Source organism: Stenotrophomonas sp. STEN225 (genome assembly GCF_056756445.1).
The window spans coordinates 70,683-88,708 of record NZ_JBRRBV010000009.1; the positions used below are offsets into that span (position 1 = coordinate 70,683).

Annotated in this window: 19 protein-coding genes; 9 read left to right on the forward strand and 10 right to left on the reverse strand. The window is 65.7% G+C overall.

The window, feature by feature from the left end; genetic code table 11:
• The first annotated feature begins 162 nt into the window (after positions 1-162).
• Positions 163-1,773 (forward strand): ATP-binding cassette domain-containing protein, encoded by a 1,611-nt coding sequence (locus ACVOJ1_RS10980; protein WP_346480414.1) that lies wholly within the window; start codon positions 163-165, stop codon positions 1,771-1,773.
• Positions 1,774-1,783: 10 nt separating this feature from the next.
• Here ACVOJ1_RS10980 and ACVOJ1_RS10985 read toward each other — a convergent pair whose 3' ends face one another.
• Positions 1,784-3,109: a GTP-binding protein gene (locus tag ACVOJ1_RS10985; RefSeq protein WP_346480415.1), complete on the reverse strand. Its 1,326-nt coding sequence runs from the start codon at positions 3,107-3,109 to the stop codon at positions 1,784-1,786.
• Positions 3,110-3,176: 67 nt separating this feature from the next.
• Here ACVOJ1_RS10985 and ACVOJ1_RS10990 point away from each other — a divergent pair, with 67 nt between their 5' ends.
• Positions 3,177-3,554 (forward strand): MerC domain-containing protein, encoded by a 378-nt coding sequence (locus ACVOJ1_RS10990; RefSeq protein WP_053518817.1) that lies wholly within the window; start codon positions 3,177-3,179, stop codon positions 3,552-3,554.
• 24 nt (positions 3,555-3,578) lie between these two features.
• On the opposite strand, the gene ACVOJ1_RS10995 is transcribed toward ACVOJ1_RS10990, so the two are convergent.
• Entirely contained in the window at positions 3,579-3,863 is a 285-nt protein-coding gene (locus ACVOJ1_RS10995) for a metal-sensing transcriptional repressor (protein ID WP_049417302.1), read from the reverse strand.
• A gap of 51 nt (positions 3,864-3,914) precedes the next feature.
• On the opposite strand from ACVOJ1_RS10995, the gene dmeF reads away from it, so the two are divergent.
• Positions 3,915-4,889, forward strand: a complete 975-nt coding sequence (dmeF, locus tag ACVOJ1_RS11000; protein ID WP_346480416.1) for a CDF family Co(II)/Ni(II) efflux transporter DmeF — start codon at positions 3,915-3,917, stop codon at positions 4,887-4,889.
• Positions 4,890-4,913: 24 nt separating this feature from the next.
• On the opposite strand, the gene ACVOJ1_RS11005 is transcribed toward dmeF, so the two are convergent.
• Complete coding sequence (locus tag ACVOJ1_RS11005; RefSeq protein ID WP_065175406.1) at positions 4,914-5,198, reverse strand: hypothetical protein; 285 nt, start codon at positions 5,196-5,198, stop codon at positions 4,914-4,916.
• An 85-nt stretch (positions 5,199-5,283) separates the two neighbouring features.
• Here ACVOJ1_RS11005 and ACVOJ1_RS11010 point away from each other — a divergent pair, with 85 nt between their 5' ends.
• Positions 5,284-5,700 (forward strand): hypothetical protein, encoded by a 417-nt coding sequence (locus tag ACVOJ1_RS11010; protein WP_053518813.1) that lies wholly within the window; start codon positions 5,284-5,286, stop codon positions 5,698-5,700.
• Between the two features lie 561 nt (positions 5,701-6,261).
• Positions 6,262-7,104 (forward strand): class I SAM-dependent methyltransferase, encoded by an 843-nt coding sequence (locus ACVOJ1_RS11015; protein WP_346480447.1) that lies wholly within the window; start codon positions 6,262-6,264, stop codon positions 7,102-7,104.
• Between the two features lie 3 nt (positions 7,105-7,107).
• Here the strand turns inward: ACVOJ1_RS11015 and ACVOJ1_RS11020 are convergent, their stop codons facing one another.
• Positions 7,108-8,076: a polysaccharide deacetylase family protein gene (locus tag ACVOJ1_RS11020; RefSeq protein WP_346480417.1), complete on the reverse strand. Its 969-nt coding sequence runs from the start codon at positions 8,074-8,076 to the stop codon at positions 7,108-7,110.
• A 54-nt stretch (positions 8,077-8,130) separates the two neighbouring features.
• Positions 8,131-8,727: a hypothetical protein gene (locus ACVOJ1_RS11025; protein WP_253161724.1), complete on the reverse strand. Its 597-nt coding sequence runs from the start codon at positions 8,725-8,727 to the stop codon at positions 8,131-8,133.
• Positions 8,728-8,866: 139 nt separating this feature from the next.
• On the opposite strand from ACVOJ1_RS11025, the gene ACVOJ1_RS11030 reads away from it, so the two are divergent.
• A complete protein-coding gene (locus ACVOJ1_RS11030) occupies positions 8,867-9,610 on the forward strand; it encodes a hypothetical protein (RefSeq protein ID WP_346480418.1) in 744 nt (247 codons plus the stop codon).
• On the opposite strand, the gene ACVOJ1_RS11035 is transcribed toward ACVOJ1_RS11030, so the two are convergent.
• A complete protein-coding gene (locus ACVOJ1_RS11035) occupies positions 9,607-9,777 on the reverse strand; it encodes a hypothetical protein (protein ID WP_346480419.1) in 171 nt (56 codons plus the stop codon). The genes ACVOJ1_RS11030 and ACVOJ1_RS11035 overlap by 4 nt on opposite strands.
• Before the next feature lie 20 nt (positions 9,778-9,797).
• A complete protein-coding gene (locus ACVOJ1_RS11040; protein ID WP_346480420.1) occupies positions 9,798-10,610 on the reverse strand; it encodes an alpha/beta fold hydrolase in 813 nt (270 codons plus the stop codon).
• A gap of 219 nt (positions 10,611-10,829) precedes the next feature.
• Here ACVOJ1_RS11040 and ACVOJ1_RS11045 point away from each other — a divergent pair, with 219 nt between their 5' ends.
• Complete coding sequence (locus tag ACVOJ1_RS11045) at positions 10,830-11,306, forward strand: nuclear transport factor 2 family protein (protein WP_053518805.1); 477 nt, start codon at positions 10,830-10,832, stop codon at positions 11,304-11,306.
• A 48-nt stretch (positions 11,307-11,354) separates the two neighbouring features.
• Here ACVOJ1_RS11045 and ACVOJ1_RS11050 read toward each other — a convergent pair whose 3' ends face one another.
• On the reverse strand, positions 11,355-12,032 hold the full coding sequence (locus ACVOJ1_RS11050; protein WP_197571270.1) for a GAD-like domain-containing protein: 678 nt from the start codon (positions 12,030-12,032) through the stop codon (positions 11,355-11,357).
• Positions 12,029-13,882, reverse strand: coding sequence for a PAAR domain-containing protein (locus ACVOJ1_RS11055; RefSeq protein WP_346480421.1), 1,854 nt, complete (start codon positions 13,880-13,882; stop codon positions 12,029-12,031). The genes ACVOJ1_RS11050 and ACVOJ1_RS11055 overlap by 4 nt, the downstream gene beginning before the upstream one ends.
• A gap of 287 nt (positions 13,883-14,169) precedes the next feature.
• Here ACVOJ1_RS11055 and ACVOJ1_RS11060 point away from each other — a divergent pair, with 287 nt between their 5' ends.
• Entirely contained in the window at positions 14,170-15,285 is a 1,116-nt protein-coding gene (locus ACVOJ1_RS11060; protein WP_346480422.1) for a hypothetical protein, read from the forward strand.
• A gap of 341 nt (positions 15,286-15,626) precedes the next feature.
• On the opposite strand, the gene ACVOJ1_RS11065 is transcribed toward ACVOJ1_RS11060, so the two are convergent.
• On the reverse strand, positions 15,627-16,766 hold the full coding sequence (locus ACVOJ1_RS11065) for a YncE family protein (RefSeq protein WP_346480423.1): 1,140 nt from the start codon (positions 16,764-16,766) through the stop codon (positions 15,627-15,629).
• Positions 16,767-17,464: 698 nt separating this feature from the next.
• On the opposite strand from ACVOJ1_RS11065, the gene ACVOJ1_RS11070 reads away from it, so the two are divergent.
• The gene (locus tag ACVOJ1_RS11070) at positions 17,465-17,839 is read left to right on the forward strand and encodes a hypothetical protein (RefSeq protein ID WP_346480424.1); all 375 of its coding nucleotides are present in this window, start codon (positions 17,465-17,467) and stop codon (positions 17,837-17,839) included.
• Positions 17,840-18,026: the final 187 nt, after the last annotated feature.

The window sequence follows — 18,026 nt, forward strand, 5'->3', positions numbered from 1 at the left end:
CACGCCGCAGCGCGATCGTTCAGCCGCCGGCGCTATACTGGCCGCTCATTCCTCCTTGAGGCTCGCGACCGATGCGCCATTGATGCCGCCGTCTTCGAACTAGACGGCCCGACGCTTCCCGCCCCTGCGCGCAGGGGAGAACACGGCATCCATGGAGGTCGCATGACCGCACATTTCCTCACGCTCGATCGCGTGTCGTATCGACTGGCCGATGGCCGGTCGCTGTTTTCAGACCTGTCGTTTTCCTTTGAACCGGTCGCCACCGGCCTGGTCGGCGCCAACGGTGCCGGCAAGAGCGTGCTGGCGCGCCTGCTGGCGGGGCAGATCACGCCGGACAGCGGCGACGTGCACCGCAGCGGCAACGTGTTCCTGCTGCCCACGCCCGGCCACCCACCCCGTGGCAGCGTCGGCGAGCTGGCCGGCGTCGGCCCGCAGCTGGCGGCGCTGGCGCGGATTGAAGCCGGCAGCATCGACGAGGCCGACTTCGCCTGCATCGGCGAGCATTGGGATCTGCGCGAGCGGCTGGCACAGCACTGGCAGGCGCAACAGCTACCGGACGATCTCGATCCTGCGCAGCCGGCGGCCCGCCTCAGCGGTGGCCAGGCGATGCAGGTGGCGCTGTCCGGCGCCTGGGCCAGTGGCGCCGACTGGCTGATTCTGGACGAGCCCAGCAATCACCTCGACGCCCGCCATCGGCAGCAGCTCTACGCGCAGCTGCAGCAGTGGACCGGCGGTCTGCTGGTGATCAGCCACGACCGCGAACTGCTATCGCACATGCAGCAGATCGTCGAGCTGGACGCGCACGGCCTGCGTCGCTACGGCGGCCCCTGGCAGCACTATGCCGAGGCACGCGCCGCCGAGCGGGACGCAGCGGACGCACAGCTTGACCACGCACGTGCGCAGCACCGGCGGCAGCAGCGCAGCGCGCGCGAGCAGCACGAACGCCAACAGCAGCGGCAGGCACGCGGCACGCGCGAGGCGAAGCAGGCCAACCAGGCACCGATCCTGCTCGGCCGGCAGAAGCAGCGCGCAGAAGCCAGCCACGGGCGTGCGCAGCAGATCCAGAACGAGCGCCTGCAGGCCAGTGCCGCGCAGTTGCGCGCCGCTTCATCGGCCGTGCAGGCCACACCCGAGCTGGCCCTGTTTGCAGGCGAGGGCGAACGTGGCAGTACGCGCCTGCTGCAGGCGACTGATCTCGTACTGCCGTACGGTTGCAGCCTGCCGTTGCAGCTGGAGATCCGTCGCCGGCAACGCATCGCCGTGATCGGCGATAACGGCAGTGGCAAATCGACCCTGCTGCGTGTGCTGGCCGATCACCTGCCCGCGCGCAGTGGCGCCGTGCAGCGCCTGGCGCCGCTGGCCCTGCTGGACCAGCAGCTGCTGGGGTTGTGCGGTACGCGCAGCATTCTGGACAGCGTGCAGGCCGCCAACCCCGCCGCCGATCCTGGCGAGCTGCGCACGCGCCTGGCGTTGCTGGGGCTGGATGCGCAGCGCATCCAGCGTCCCGCCAGCAGCCTCAGCGACGGCGAACGGGTGAAGGGCGCACTGGCCAGCGTGCTGCATGCCGACCCGGCACCCCAGCTGCTGCTGCTCGACGAGCCCGGCAATGCCCTGGACCTGGGGGCACTGCAGGCGCTGGAACAGCTGCTGGATGCATGGCCGGGCGGATTGATGATGGTCAGCCACGACCGTCACCTGCTGCAGGCCTTGCGGCCCACGCAGGTGCTGCAGGTGACGGCAGACGGTTGGCAATGGCACGACCCACGCCCTTGAACCCCTCCCGTCAGCGCTTCCACACTGGGAACGACTGAGGCAGCTGCTGCCACAGCAGCGGGCCGGCGCGGAGCTCCTGGTCATCCAGCAGGCACGCGTCCAGTTCCGCGCGCACCGCGCGCTCGTCCATGTGCACGCCGATCACCACCAGCTCCTGCCGACGGTCCCCCCATAGCGGGTGCCACAGCCGCGCCATCGCGGCATGCGCGTCGCGATCCGGGAAGTCCTCCACGCCCGGCAGCGGAGCGCTCCAGCAGTTGGCCTGCTGGCGCGCCCAGCCCACATCGCTGTACGGCAGGGGCGTCGGCGGCAGCAGCGGCGTGGTGTCTTCCAGGCCTGCACGTACGCGATCACGCGCGGCGTACCAGAAGCCTGCGGCCTGCGTGCGCGTTGCCGCGCCAACCGCGTTCAACTCGCCCACCCAGTCCATGCGGTTGGCCAGCCAGAACCAGCCCTTGCTGCGGATCACGCCGGGCATGCCACTGCGCAACGCGCGCGCGAAACGGGCCGGATGGAACGGCCGCCGTGAACGGTAGACGAAACTGGCAATGCCGTACGCTTCGCTTTCCGGCGTGTGCTCGCCACGCAGCTCCTTCACCCAGCCCGGTGCGCGCTGCGCCCGCTCGAAGTCGAAGCGGCCGGTATCGAGCAGTTCCGTCAGCGGTACATCACCGAAGCTGGACAGCAGCAGCTTCGCATCGCGGTTGAGGCCGCGCAGCACGGCCAGCGTCTCCTGCAGCACTTCCTCCTCCACCTGGTCGATCTTGCTGACCACGATCACGTCAGCGAACTCGACCTGCTCGCAGAGCAGGTCGACTACCCCGCGGTCGTCGTCCGGTCCCGCCTGCTGGCCACGCTCGGCCAGGCGCAGGGTCGATCCGAAGTCGGCCAGGAAGGCACTGCCGTCGACCACGGTGACCATCGTGTCCAGCCGGGCGATGTCGCTCAGGCTGAAGCCCTGCTCATCGCGCACCGCGAAGGTCGCGGCCACCGGCATCGGTTCGCCGATACCGGTGGATTCGATCAGCAGGTAGTCGTAGCGGCCGCTGTCAGCCAGCCGCCGCACTTCCTGCAGCAGGTCCTCGCGCAGCGTGCAGCAGATGCAGCCGTTGCTGAATTCCACCAGCGTCTCTTCGGTGCGGCGCAGTTCGGCGCCACCGTCGCGCACCAGCTGCGCATCGATGTTGACCTCGCTCATGTCGTTGACGATGACCGCCACGCGCAGGCCCTCGCGGTTGCGCAGGATGTGGTTGAGCAGGGTGGTCTTGCCGGCCCCCAGAAAGCCGGACAGCACGGTGACGGGCAGGCGGCGGTCGGCGCGGGAAACAGTGTTCATGTCGGAGCGTTCTGGCTGCGGGAAAGAAATGTTACTGTATAACAATTGTTACGCAAGGAACCTCCCCATGAAGTCCCCTTCCCCCGCACTGCTCGATGCCGGAGCCCTCGCCCTGTCGAGCCTGTGCCTGCTGCACTGCCTGGCGCTGCCCCTGCTTGCCGCCGCGTTGCCACTGTTCGGCGCCTGGGCCCAGGCCGAATGGGTGCATCTGCTGTTCGTGGCGATCGCCCTGCCGCTCACCGGCTACGCCCTGTGGCGGGCCGACCGCCGCCATCGCCTGCCCGTCATGGCCTGGACTGCGGCCGGTCTCGGCCTGGGCCTGCTGCTGGCCGGCGCGCTCGAGCTGCCTTCGCATGCCTGGGAAACGCCGCTGACCGTCACCGGCAGCCTGCTGCTGGCCGCCACCCACGTCTGGAACGCGCGGCGCCGGCACCGCCACTGCTGAGCATCGCCGACGGCCCCCTCGGCGTTACTTCCCGTAACGCCGCAACAGTTCGACCAGCACCTCGGCCTCCGCCGCCCGCTGCTGCGGGTCTTCAGCCCCGACCACATGCTCCTGCAGGTGCTCGTGCAGCAACTCCATCAACAGGCTGTGGGCCGCACCACGCACCGCCGCAACCTGCACCAGCACGTCCGCACAGTCGCCCGCTTCACCCTCGGGCCTGTCCAGCGCCTGCTCCAATGCCGCCACCTGGCCGCCAATGCGGCGCACCCGGGTCAGCAGCTGTTTTCGATTTCTGTGTACATGTGCCATGGGTGGATCGTATACCCTATGGGGGTATCAACTCCACCCGCCGGTCACTCCATGCATCTGGACACGCTCGCCGCTGCCCGTCGCCACGACCATCGCTTCGACGATGGCAATCCCCTTGCCGAACGCAATACCCGCCGCGCCCTGTGGCTGACCGTCGGCATGATGCTGGTGGAGATCGTCGGCGGCTGGTGGTTCAACTCCATGGCCGTGCTGGCCGACGGCTGGCACATGAGCTCGCACGCACTGGCGCTGGGCCTTTCGGTGTTCGCCTACCGCTGTGCACGGCGCTACGCGCACGACCCGCGGTTCGCCTTCGGCACCTGGAAGATCGAGATCCTGGCGGGCTATACCAGCGCCATTGCCCTGCTGGGTGTCGCCGCGCTGATGGCCGCGCAGTCCGTGCAGCGGCTGTGGGTTCCCGCGCCGATCCATTACGACGAAGCCATCGCCATCGCCGTGGTCGGCCTGGGCGTGAATCTGCTCTGTGCGTGGTGGCTGCACGACAGCCCCGGCCACGCGCATCATGCGCATGGGCACGACCACGCGCATCATCACGGGCATCACCACGATCACGTTCATGCCCCTTCGCATGGCCACGATCTCAATCTGCGCTCGGCCTACCTGCACGTGCTGGCCGACGCGGCCACCTCGGTGCTGGCCATCGTCGCACTGCTCGGCGGCAAGCTGCTGGGCCTCACCTGGCTGGACCCCGTGATGGGTCTGGTCGGCGCCGTGCTGGTCACGGTGTGGGCGGTCGGCCTGCTGCGTGACAGTGGCCGCATCCTGCTCGACGCGCAGATGGACGCGCCGGTGGTGGCCGAGGTCCGCGAGGTGATCGAGCAGGGCCCATGGCCGGCACGCCTGGCCGACCTGCACGTCTGGCAGGTGGGCCGCGGCAAGTACGCGGTCAGCGCCAGCGTGGTCACCAGCGACGCCCGCCTTGATGCCGATACCGTGCGCCAGGCGCTGGCGATCCACGAGGGGCTGGTGCACGTGACGGTCGAGATCCATCACAGCCCGTCCTGACAGCGCCGAGCCCTCGCCCCGGCTTCAGAGCTTCAGCATCATCCGCAGCAGGTACATCAGCAACGGCAGCGCACTCAGCACCGCGCCCACGATACCGATCCAGGGCCAGCGCTCACCCCGCACCCGCGATGCCACCGCCAGCCCGCAGCCCACCAGTGCCGAGCCCAGCACGCCCACCCCGAGGCCCGCGGCGATGCCATTGCCTCCCGCGGCCACCGCCGCCTGTGCCGCAAGCGTGCCTGCAGCCCACCCCACGACCAGGCCCAATCCACTGGCCACGCCGCACCACGGTGCCTTGCCCTGTGCCATTGCACGCGTCCTCTTGCCGAATTTCTGTACGGGCCACGCCCGCCTGCTGCCTACACTAGCCGCACCTGCCTCGTCGGGACATCCCATGCGCGCGCTTCGCCTGCTGCTGCCCGGTGCCCTGCTGCTGTTCACCGCCTGTGGTGGCGATGCACGGCTGCCGTTCTCCTCCGATGCCCTGCAAGGCTGCTTCGCCACCAGCCCGCGCAGGACCGCCGATTTCCGCATCGAGCGCGAAGGCAGCCAGTACTTCGTTTCCTTCAACCGCGATGGCCAATGGCAGCGCGACCCGAACGGGCTGCACAAGGCCACCTCCAGCGAGATCAGCCGCTACTTCCGCGACGATGCGGCACAGATCGACAGCGCCTTGATCCGCATGGCCGGCGGCTTCGGCCTCTTCCACTTCAACAGGGGCGCCACGCTGAAGGGCAAGGCCAGTGACAGCGACTACATGGCACTGATGCTGATCGGTGCCGGGCCGGTGTATGCGGTGAAGTGCGATTGATCGAAGTGCAGGGATTCAAGCGAATGAGGAAAGTTTCAAATTCGATCAGACACAACTTTGGTCACAATCAAGATGCCGGATATTGTTGAGCCTACTGTCTCCGCAACCATGAAACGGAGACTCACACATGAGCAGACGCACGCTGATCCTATGTTTAGCGACGGCCATGGCTGTACCTGCGTTCGCAGAAACACCCTTGAGTGTCGACAGAACCGAGTTGGACTCCAAGGGCGAGATCATCATCGTTCGTCGTACAACGTGGCCAGACTTCGACGGAGCACACATCCAGGTTGATCAGCATCTCAAGCCAGATGGATTTGGACGCCTGATCTATCGATACAGTGACCAGTCGGAAGCCACCAAGCTCTATCATCAGGCCTTCTGCGCCTCGATGGATATGGAACCGTCTCAGGGGGAAGGGACGATTGAAGGGCCGGCGGCGGGCTGGGTATGCACTCGTGAAAATGCGCCCGGCAGCTGCGTTGGGATCCGACACCGCTCTTTCTATCCTTCATGGCAGCTGCGGTACCATGCCCTCCCCCGAACCGCCCGATGCCTGCCGTGCCCCACTACACCGGCCCTCTGCTGACCCGCGACAGCGCCGATGCCCTGCGTCGTGCCCATGACAAGGGCGCGCCCGAGTGGCAGGGCTCGCTTGACCTGGGGCGCAGCCAGGACACGGTCACGCTGGATGCTGACGGCTTCAGCTTCCGCGGCCAGCACTACCCGTGGCCGGGCAAGCTGAAGGACCGCACGCTGTACTACTGGGAGGGCGAAGACTTCGCTCCCATCTCACGCTACAGCGGTTCACTGATCAAACTGGTGCCTACCGAGTGGGGTGCGCCGACCTTCGAGATCGACGGCATCAAGATGCTGCCCACCTCGAAGCTGTCGCCGTTCGAGGACGCGCGCCGCAAGGTCGAGCTGGTTGCACCGGCGGGCAAGGCGCTGCTTGATACCTGTGGTGGGCTCGGCTACTTCGCCGCCTGCGCACTGGAGGCCGGCGTCGGCCAGATCCACTCGTTCGAGAAGAACGCCGACGTGATGTGGCTGCGCACGCTCAACCCGTGGTCGCCCGATCCCGACTCGGCCGCTGCCGGTGGTCGCCTGCACTTCAGCCAGGGCGACGTCTCGCAGCAGATCGAGCAGATCGCCAGCAACAGCGTCGATGCGATCCTGCATGATCCGCCGCGCTTCGGCATCGCAGGCGAACTGTATTCGCAGGTGTTCTACGACCATCTCGCCCGCGTCCTGCGCAAGGGCGGCCGCCTGTTCCACTACACCGGCGCGCCCAACAAGCTCACCAGCGGCCGCGATGTGCCGCGCGAAGTGGCCAAGCGCCTGGAAAAGGCCGGATTCAAGGCCGAGCTCGCGCTGGACGGCGTGCTGGCGGTCAAGCGCTGAGCGCTACTCCGAATCCACCTTCGCCAGCGTCATCACCCACGCCGGCACCACCGGTTCGCCGGCATAGAAGTCCTTCGGCTTGTTCTCGGCCATCGCCCAGCGATGCAGCCAGCTCGGGCCGTAGCGGCCGTTGTAGCCTTCCGCGCCGCGCGCATAGGCAGGGTCACGCATGGCTTCTTCCAGCGTGATGAAGCGGTAGCCGCGCCGCCGGGTGGCCGCCACCAGTTCGGCGAAGGTGGCCGCGTTCAGTTCATTGGCATGCATCAGCCAGACCTGCGGCAACGCATAGCCCAGCAGCGCCTGCGACTGCCGCTCGTAGTAGTCCAGCTTGTTGAGCATGTACGGCACATAGCCCTTGCGCAGCTGCGCCAGCGTAGCCTCGCGGGCCGCGGACGGCGGCTGTTCATTCATCACGTTGGCGTAGGCGAAGGCCCAGACCCATTCGCCGTTGTCCACCGTCACCGGCGCCACGCGGTACCCGTGGTCGCGGAAGAATCCGTCCATTGCCGCGCGGTCCTCGGCCGTCCGGCCCGCACGCAGATACGGATGGCGCATCCACTGTGGCCGCTGGCCGCGCTCGGCCAGCAGTGGCCGCAGCACCTGTTCGCCACGCAGGAAATCCTGCTGGAAGGCAGCCACGCCCTGCGCGTTGAGGTCCATGTGCGAATAGGTGTGGTTGCCCAGCCCATAACCCGCGTCGAGCCAATCGCGCAGCATCTGCACCCGCGCCGGCTGCACCTGGCCATCAACCTCCAGCTTGTTCTCGTTGACGAAGCCCACCACCGGCACATCGGCCTGGCGCAGCTGCGCCATCAACGCCGCATGGCGCGTCTGCAGATCCGCAGGCAGGATGGTGCCCACGCGCGCCCACGGCAGATCATCAATGGTCACCGCGATGCGCCGGTCCACCTCCGCGGCGTGCACCGCCAGCGACAACAGCAGCAACGGCAGGGCACACAGCCACGTACGCATGGACCATCCTTGTGTCGGCAGGAACGCCGACTGTAGCCCAGCGCGCGAGCGCCGTCAGCGCCCCTCTTCCGCAGCCGCGGCCCGCCACAGCGCAACACCGCCCACCATCGCGGCCGTCAGCAGCGCCACCAGCACCAGGGCCAGGTCATCCGGATTGCGCTGCAGCGGCGCGTGCGCGCGGGTGAAAATATGGAAGACCACTTCCTGGGCCTGCTCCAGCGGCATGCGTCCCTGCTGGGTCAGATCAACCAGACACGCCGTCGGAGACAGCCTGACCACGCTGTTCCACGCGTCTTCGTACAGATGCAGGGTCCACGCCGCCAGCGCCATGGCGCTGGCATGCAGAGCCATCAGCCCCAACGCGGTGGTGCGCAGGGGCCGCCGTACCCGGTGCCACCAATGCACGCAGATGGCCATCGCACCCAGCAGTGCGAGCGCCATGCCGGCTACCGGCAACCACCGCAGCGGCTGCCAATCATCCAGTGCGCCGGCACGCGCCATCAACACTTCAGCCATCCGCAGTCGCGCCGCGGGGTCCGGGCCACCGCAGGCAGCCGTCACCGGCTCCAGCAACAGATCCACACGGTGATGGAAATAGCCTGCGGCCAGGCCAAGGCCCAGCACGGCGACCACCTGCAGCAGAAGCAACATCAGTCCCGGGGCGCGCGTGCGGCCCTGAGGGAACGGAGTGGATGTCATCGTTACACTCGTGTCGGCGGTCTGTCATCGTAACCAAGCCGATCACGGCTGTCGGCTGGCGGATGCGACAACACGTGTGCTCGGCGGTACGATGTCCACCGAGGAAGAACCGCTGCATGGAGTGCGCTGGATGCTGACGCTGTACCTGCTGGTGCATTACGGCACCGGCCTGTTGATGATCGCAGGGGCGGCCTACGCCGTGTCGCGTGTCATCCAGACCCAGCGCGCAAAGCTGCCACCGGTGACGTCGCCCCTCCTGCCTGCGGCCACACCACCGCGCCGTCGCGAACGCAAGGCACTACGGCGCCTGCAACGTCGTCATCCGCAGTGGAGCTACCCCGTTGCCGCAGCGGTTCCCCGCCGCTGGTACTTCGTCGGCTGCATACCGATCTTCGCCACGGCAGCGGTATGGGCCGTCGTCATGCCGGACGGCGCACGCTTCCAGGTGATGGTTGAAAGCACCGTCGGCTACCCGGCGAGCATCGCCCAGGTGCGCCTGCCCGCATCCCGGCACGCCGCGCTGTTGCAGGCGTGGCAGCCTGTCATCGCACAGGGCGCACGCACGGTCGAGATGGACTACACCATCGGCCGCCCACCGCTGGCAATCCAGTCGCGCGACGTTCTGCCGGTACAGGTACGACAGCAGGGTGACCTGCTGCAGGTCGCGTTCGCACAGCCGATGCAGACACAGCAGCTGCAGGCCGCACTGACAGCGCGGGGCGCTCTGGCCGCCGGTGCGGTGCAGGTCCATCCACGCACGTTCGCACCTTGGCGCGAACGCGGTTGGACGCCCCTGCTCGCCCCCGCACCAGCGGGCCGCCCAACGCCGCGCTAACCGCGCGGCAGCTTGGCCGCCCACATGTTGTCGACCAGGTTCGGATAGGGTCGCCCGTTCTCCTCCGCGCGCTGCCGCGCCGCCTCCTTCTGTGCAGGCGACAACGGCTGCGACTTCTTGCCCTTCGGGTTGGGCTTCTTCCACGGTGGCGTGCGGGTCTGGCGCATGCGACGAGTGTAGAGGCCGGTTACTGCTTGAGGAAGTTCAGCAGCGCCAGATTGAAGTCGTCGGTGTGGCTGGTGTTGCAGCCATGCGGCGCGTTCTGCAGCACCACCAGCTCGCTGCCCCGTATGGCGCGCTGGGTGCGCTTGCCCGAGCCCTCCAGTGGCACGGTGGCATCACTGTCGCCGTGCAGCACCAGGGTGGGAACGCTCACCTTCTGCAGGTCGCGACGGAAGTCGGTAGTGGCAAACGCCTTCATGCAACCCAGCGCCGCCGCCTGGTCGGACTGGTGGCACAGCGCAATCGCCGCCTGGCGCTCGGCCTCGGTGACCATCAGCTTGCCGTTGGCGCTGAAGAAATCGCGGGTGAAACCATCGAAGAAGGCTTCGCGGTCCTGTCCCAGGCCGGTGCGCATCTCGTCCGCCTTGTCCTGGGTCAGCGGGCCCTCCGGGTTATCGTCGGTGCGCAGCAGGTACGGCGGCACCGCAGCCGCGAACACCACACTGTGCAGGCGCGACTCGCCGTGATTGGCGATGTAGCGCGCCACCTCGCCGCCGCCCATCGAGAAACCGACCAGCGTGACCTCCTTCAGATCGCGTTGCTCGATGATGCCGGCCAGATCGGCCGCCAGCGTGTCGTAGTCATAGCCGTCGGCTGGCTTCTCGGAGCGACCGAAGCCACGCCGGTCATAGCTGATCACGCGATAGCCCGCATCCCGCAGGATCGGCACCTGATCCTTCCACGCCTCGGCCGAGAGCGGCCAGCCATGGATGAGAATGACCGGGCGGCCCTCACCGCCGGTGTCTTCGATGTGCAGCCGGATGGGGGAAGCAGGCATGGGAACTCCTGGTGAAAGGATGGCACCAGCCTAGGCAGCGCCGCCTGTGGCGACCGTGAGGGAATCCGCCCGCGCCATGACATGCCCTACACGCCTGGCGCCCGGCACCCGCACCCAGAACCCGGCCGTTCGTACCCGGCAGACGCGGCTTCGTCGCACGCGTGCGCCGACCGCCCCCGCAGCGTGCCACTGTGCGCCCGACATCCACGGAGACGCGCCATGCTGTTCGCCCTGCCCCTGCTCGCCGCCGGCCTTGCCGCCAGCCCTGCGCCGTCCGATACCCTGCGCGAGCAGATCCGCCAGGCCGATACCCAGCTGTTCGCGGTGGCGTTCGAGGCCTGCGATGCCGATCGGGCCGCGGCGATGACCACCGAGGACATGGAGTTCTTCCATGACAAGGACGGCAAGTCGGCCAGTAGCCGCGAGGACTTCCGGCGCAGCGTGGCCCGCATGTGCGACAGCGCGCGCCAGGGCGGCTGGCGCCTGCGCCGCGAATTGGTGGACCGTTCGCTGCAGGTGTTCCCGCTGCACGACGAGCGTGCATTGGAGATGGGTGACCATCGCTTCTACGAACGCGGCAAGGACGGTGTGGAGCGGTGGGTGGGGCAGGCGCGCTTCGTGCAGGTGTGGCGACGCGTGGACGGCACCTGGCAGGTGGAGCGGGTGATCAGCTATGACCACCGCGGGGTGGATTGAGGTTGGGGGGGACATGCAGCGGAGGGCAACTCTGTCCCTCTGCTGCTTTCACAGCCCAAGGTCTTTCGCGTGCTTCACAACATCCACCATGACCCGGCGTTCACCCAGCTGGGCCAGGAACAACAGGTGCTCGGCGGCCTTGACCTTCTGCAGGTGATCCAGGCGGCACGGCCCACCGAGTGCGAGCGCCGGGACAAAGCCATACATTTCGTCGTGAGCCAGGGGGCCGAGCTGTTTCACTGCGCGATCAAAGAGGGGGTCGTCGTTGTCGTCGGCTTGCTCAAGCCCACGTTTGTCCTTGAAGGCCAGCCAGGTTGAAATCAGAAAGTCTCTCCTCCCTTCATTCATCCAGCTGGATTCATCAGATGGAAAGATTGTTGCCCATGGGCAGTTGATGGTCAGGCTACGGCCGGTCCTTTCTCCCCACAGATCCAGTTTGCCGAACGCACTACGGCCGATGACGTGGTAGCGATCGGCTGTATAGAACTCGGTTCCGTAGAGCCAGGCATTGAGGGCTTCCGCGTAGTCATCTGGATCGGTCACCCAGAACAGACCGCGCCCGTAGCCTGCAAAGCCGTACGCCTGCCAGTACTCCAGCAGCTTGTCGGGAACCTTACCCCGGTACTGCTGCAGCTTTGCCGGGGCAGCTGGCCGAGCGTCAACGGCCGGTCCAAAACCCTTATCCGAGTAGAAGTACTCGAATTCCTCATCGACCATCTTGATCATCTGCAGCGCTCCAATCCACCGTTCATCTTTGTGGCACGTCGCTCACCTGCCGGAACCTGCATTGCCGCGGCATCCAGGTCCTGAATGCGTGTGGTCTGCCCCTTCTTAGCATGATTCCATTGACGACCGATGGTGTGGTTGACCTCACCGTCGCCGAAGTCGGCGATGGTGTCCTTGCCACCTGCTACGAGATCGGGATTATGCAGGGCATTCAAGGTTCTCATCGTTTCCTCGGCATACGCATCGGCCAGTCGATCTGCCTCTTTCGCGGAGCCGACTGACGGCATGAGCTCTTTTGCTTTTCTAGCTTTTATCTCGCCTCTGAAGTCCTCTCTTGCCTGTTTGGCAGCCCTTCTATCCCGGTTCTTCGGATCAAACGCCTCACGCGCATTGAGGTAGTCCTCCACGCTCATGTCGTTCAGCCCCTGCTCCTGCCCCTTCAACTGCCTGTCCATTTCGGGGTACTTGGACGCCGGCAGCTTCTGGGGGCTGAAGCAGGGTAGGGCCTTACGCGGCATGCGCCTGGGCAGCCGTATGGTCTCCACGGTGCGGTTGCCATCCGGACGCCGGTTGCTGTCCGCCTGCCTCCGCTTGCGGTGCTTCAGCGCCCGACCCAGATCCTTGAAGGCCTCTTCTACCTCCTCCATCAGGTGCAGGATCTGCTTGCCCACGCGCGCGGTCGTCCTGCCGGCCTTCGCTGCGGCGTAGCCGAACCCACCCGCGCCACCGAGCTGCACCGTGACCGCGGCCAGCAGGATCGAGACCACCACGTCTAAGACGATCTGCGCACCGAAGCGCGATTCGACACGTACCTGCTCATCCGGTGGCAGTGCATTCCACCAGTCGCGCGCGAACGCGGGTAGCTGCTCGGCGATCGCCGGGTCTTCGATCAACAGGTTGAACATCGCCTTGGCCTCGCTGGCGGCGGCCATTACGGTGCCGCCGGCCGCGCGCAGCGTTGCGATGCGCTGGTCCAGCGCGTCGCGGTCGCCCATCAGCAGAAGGCGCGTCCATTCGCGTATCTCGCGGTCGGTCGTGTAGATCAACACGGCCATGTCCACGACTGTTTCCACCGTGCCAACGACGTAGTCCCATGCGCCCTGCGCGCTGCCCAGCGCCTGGTTACCCTGCAACAGGCCCCAGCGCTTGAGCGTTCCCGCCTGCTCCCATTGCTGCCATTCGGGCGCGAGATCAGCATGGGTGCGCTGGACGATGGCATCCAGTGCCCGCTTCAGGCGCTGGCGCGCGGCCAGGATGGGCGAGTCGTCATCGTCGTCCTGCTCCGGCTGGAACAGCAGCTGTACCTGTTGCATCGCGCCGACCGTCACCTGCGGGATGCGTGCACGACCATTCTCGTCCAGCGTGCCGGTGTGCACGCTATCGTCGGCCAGTGTCAGCTGGAAGCCAACGCCGCGCACCGGCGTGCGATCGAGGTCGCCGTAGTGGTAGTGGAGCTCGATGTCTTGCCTGTGTGGCGTGGCCACTGGGTGGGCTGTCGTGCCGGGCGCCACAAGCTCCGCTGGCGCCATCGCGCCCTGCGGCGCGGGTGACGACGTCGCCGCCGACCGCGCGGGGCCACCGCCACTTTGCAAATGCACCGTGCTCTGCCGGGTCGCCAGCAGCCGGCAACCGCAGGCCAGCGAATCACCCTCGCGTGCCAGCGGTTGGCCTTCGTCGAGGAACGTCACATCGCCCGTGACGATGACAAAGCATCCACCGTGCTTCGGACAACTCGCCCTGTCGCCCACGCGGGCGACGGCCATTCCATTGATGTCGGTGAAGGGTGAGCCCGTCAGCACCTCGCCACCGCCGGTCGTCCTGTCGCCGACGACGATTACTCTCCGTGACATGCATCCTCCGTCGCCTGTTGCTGCGACGGGACGCTAGCAAGCAGTGACGGATGCAACACGGTACGCGCGTCTATTTGCGAATAGTTGCAGGAAACTGGGGTGAAAGGGGTTGATTGCGACGGATATCTTCTTCCGCAATCCACCACAGCAGTGCCGATTGCGACTCATCGAAAATGGAGTATCAGCCGGCTCTTCTGCTAATGATTCTCACGCGTGAGCCGATGTAGATAGCGAGCCAACTACACGATGATGGCTCGCCTCCTATTCTGATCCGGAGAGAATGTTCAGTGACTGCTGAGCCCGAAAACAAGCACGTACCTAGTAAGGACGCCGTCTCCCGCCTTTGGCTTCAGCAGCTCTCGCATGCACTTTCCTGGAGCGAAAGGCATCCGGCAAAGCTCGCCGCAGCCGCCATTGTGCTGCCTAGTCTCAGCCTGACCTATTACCTGCAGGCAGAGCGCATTCCCCTGAGCATTCTTTCGTCCGACGTGATCTCCGGACTGCCCTCGCTTCTGGTCATCATCTCTGCCATTACGGTGGCACTGTTCGCGCTAGCTCTTACGCCGCTGATGGTCATGTTCGAAGGAGCAGTCACCGAAGAGGACGGGAGCATCAGGGTGAGCGCGCTTTCCACCAAACAGAGAGTGCGGAATACCAAGCGCTGGCTGATCGCGTTGATTCTTCCTGGCGCGATTCTCGCTGCCGCGCTCGTGCTTTCGGCCCGATATCCAGGTCATGACAAGTGGGCCATTCCCCTCAGCATCGCGCTTGGAGCCGCAGCGTTCGTAGCGGCGTCCTTCCTGCTTGGCCGAAAGGAGACGAAGCGTCACTGGTTCGAGCGAGCCTGGTATGCAGCGGCATCCGGCTACGTTCAGATGCTCCTGGCGCTGCTTGTCATACAGCGGATGGTTACATGGTTTCCCGATATAGAAAGCTTCTGGTTGATGTTCATCCTCCTGTTCGTGTCCATGGTGGCCGTCGGTGCTGCGCAGCTTTGCGCCGTTCTTCTCATTGAAAATATCAGCAAGGACGGCATGATCGCAGCACGAGCCTTCTATGCGAGTCTGGCCATCATCGTTGCGATATGCATCGTGCCGGTCACTGGGGGCTGGTTGGCCGGCCATGTCGTCTCAAGCAGCGGCTCCGGTGGAATGAAGTGCTTTCGATTGGCCATTACCGGCGACAAATCTGACTTCTCCAAAGTCATTGACTGGAGCGACAGAGGGCAGAAGATTACCAAGCCGTTGAGAATGCGCGCGGCCACGTCCTCCATGTACTACGTAAGGCTGAAGGACGAAGTCGGCGAAATATCAACCATACCAACGGATCGTGTTGCCGGCTTCTTGGAGTGTCCTGCTGTAAACAAGGCCGCGGCAAAAGCTGCCACCCTTGACAGAAGCTGATGCGTCCCTTCATGGCGCACTTCTCCTTATCTGCACCGATGATGGCTACGCGACCGACGCGTAGCCCTACCGCACCTTCAACCTGGATGGAAGACTGACGCTACCCGTCTGAGCAGAGCTCGCTCAGCGCGGCAGGCATCACGCAGAGTGATTTCCTGCTTGTCGCCCGGGATGGCGTCGGCCAGAACTCTCAGGCCGGTGGAATCGATTCGCGTCCGCCATCAGCTCCCCACGGCTACAGAACTCGGGTACGTGGATTGGCTATTCGAGAGAGTGGATCGGGCGACTTCCCATGCCTGTAACAGGTGGCCGCGCCTTCCCAGCGCGGCCACCTCCAGCCGTTACAACTGGATGCGCGCCACGCTCTCGTTCGCGTCCTTGGCATCCTTCTCGCCGTTCTTGATGCTCACGTACAGCACGTTGTTCTTCGCATCCAGCGCCAGGCTGTTCGGGTGAGTCGGCACCGGGTAGGTGGCCACCTTCTGGTAGCTGTCACTGTCGTACGCGGTCACCGTGCCGCCATCGCGGTTGGTCACGTACAGGCGCTTGCGCGGTGCGTCCAACAGGATGCCCAGCGGGCCGGCGTCGGTCGGGATGCTGGCCAGTTCCTTGCCGGTGGTGCGGTCGAGCACCAGCACGCGCTGGCCCGGGTGCTTGCTGGTGAAGCCCGCGCTGCTCTTGGTCATGTAGCTGCGGATCATCTCCGAGCCCTGGTCGGTCACGAACAGGCGCTTGCCGTCCGGGTGCAGTGCGATGTTCATCGGCTGCTCGGCGCTGATCTTGTGCTGGGCCACCACCTTGTTGGCGTCGGTGCCGACCACTACCACGTCGGCCAGCAGGTTGCTGGTATACACGCGCTTGTTGGCGGCATCCAACGCCAGGCCCGGCGCCTTGGCGTTGCCGAGGCCCGGAATGGTGTTGATCACCTTCAGGGTGGTGGTATCAACCACGAACAGCACGCTGCCTTCGCTGGAATGGCCGGTCACGTACAGACGGTTGGCCGGGCTGTCGACCACCAGTTCGCGCAGGTCGTGGGTGTAGGCGGCCTTGCCGTCCTTGCCGACCTTCTTCTCCATCAGCTGCACGATGCCGACGGCCTTGTTCTGGGCGGTATCGACCACGGTTACCGAGGTATCAACGGTGTTGCCGACGTACAGGCGGTTGTGGGCGTCATCCAGCACCACGCCGAACGCCTTGCGCTCCAGCGGGATGCGGGTTTCCACGGCCAGCGTGGCCGGGTTCAGGCGCAGCACCTGCGACGGGCCGGCGTCATCGCCGAAGCCACCGGATGAGGCCACGAACACGGCGTTCTGGGTGGGGCTGTACGCCAGTTCGTACAGGCCCTTGGCGATGGCCTGACGCTGCACCGCAGTGGCGGTGCTGGCGGCGGGCGCGTTATCGGCGAAGGCCGCCGGGGCGCCGACGCTGAGCGAGATGGCAAGGGCCAGGGCGGCCGAGCGGAAAGCGGAATGACGGAACATGCGAGCATCCTTGAAAGGGCACGGAAGGGTGTCCTGGCTCGCTGGGCCGTACGGCGACGGCCCGCCCCGGGTGTGTCTGCACGGGGTGGGCTGGCTGGGTTGCGGGGCAATGGTAGCAGGCTGGAGAGAGGCGTGGCGCCGAGGACGACGGCCGAAGTGTCGTTTTTGGCTCGCCTTTCCGGCTGCGGGGCGATGACGTTGGCCCGATTTCGGTGTGGACGGAGGATTTCAGGAGGCCCAGCGCGATCGGCAGGCGGTAGCGTTCTGTGCGGGCGCACAGGCTGATTACGATCTTTCCTGTCGTAGAAAGCTTGCTTGAAGTTCGATTGCGGAGATTGTCGTCGCATACGGCACGCCGGCCATCTGCGACAATAGTTCCGCTCTGTGGATCTGCGTGTTTTCTCCGCAATTTCCAATTGGATTTCAGGGCGCAGGCGTGAGCAGATTGGCGCGCCACCGACAACGGGTGGCCGGGCGTCGAAAACCCGAGATGATGTACGCGTCAGTTGTTTACGCTTGCCAGTCGGCACCTCGTTTGGGGTGCCGGCTGGCAATCCGTCGGCCTTCATGGCGGGCGGTGCGTGGGAGTCTCAGGACTCGCCGGTTCAATGACGCTACATCATCCCGGTTTTCGAGCCACGCATCGTCCCGCCACCTCCATCGGTGGCGACTCTGTTTGTCCTGTACGGAGCATTGCCATGAACGAATCGGATTTCCGTTCCCTGCACGCGCAGTACGATCCGGCCAATACCGAGCCCGAGCCCGAGCGCGACGCATCCCCCGATCCCAACGGATTTGTCTCCAACCTGCGTCGCATCGGAAAGGGTGCGGCCGCGGACGGTCAACCGTGGCCGGAGCGGCATCAGTTACCGGGGCGTTGTCTTCAGCTGGCGGATGCAGATTGCGCGTTGGCGGGATTGCGCGTGGTGGCAGAGCTGATGCTGGCTGCGGAGCGCACGCGGCAGAATGGCGCGCCCGAGGAGTACGTGGGGGATCGGGTGATGGAGGGGTTGAAGATGGCTTGTGTGGCATTGACTGCGCAGGTTACTGAGCGGTTGCAGGTGCGGATATAGGCCGCCGCATAAGGGCTGGCTCTGGTAGTTATCAAAGTTCGGTTGCTGACTCGGCGCCTCAGTTGCCGCGGGCGAATGGAGAACTCGCCTGAGGAATCAACTGGACGCTGCTGGAAGATCTCGCCGCAGACAGCTCTAATTTTGATTACATCGAATAGGCACCTGACAGGTGCCCCAGTCCGCCCCC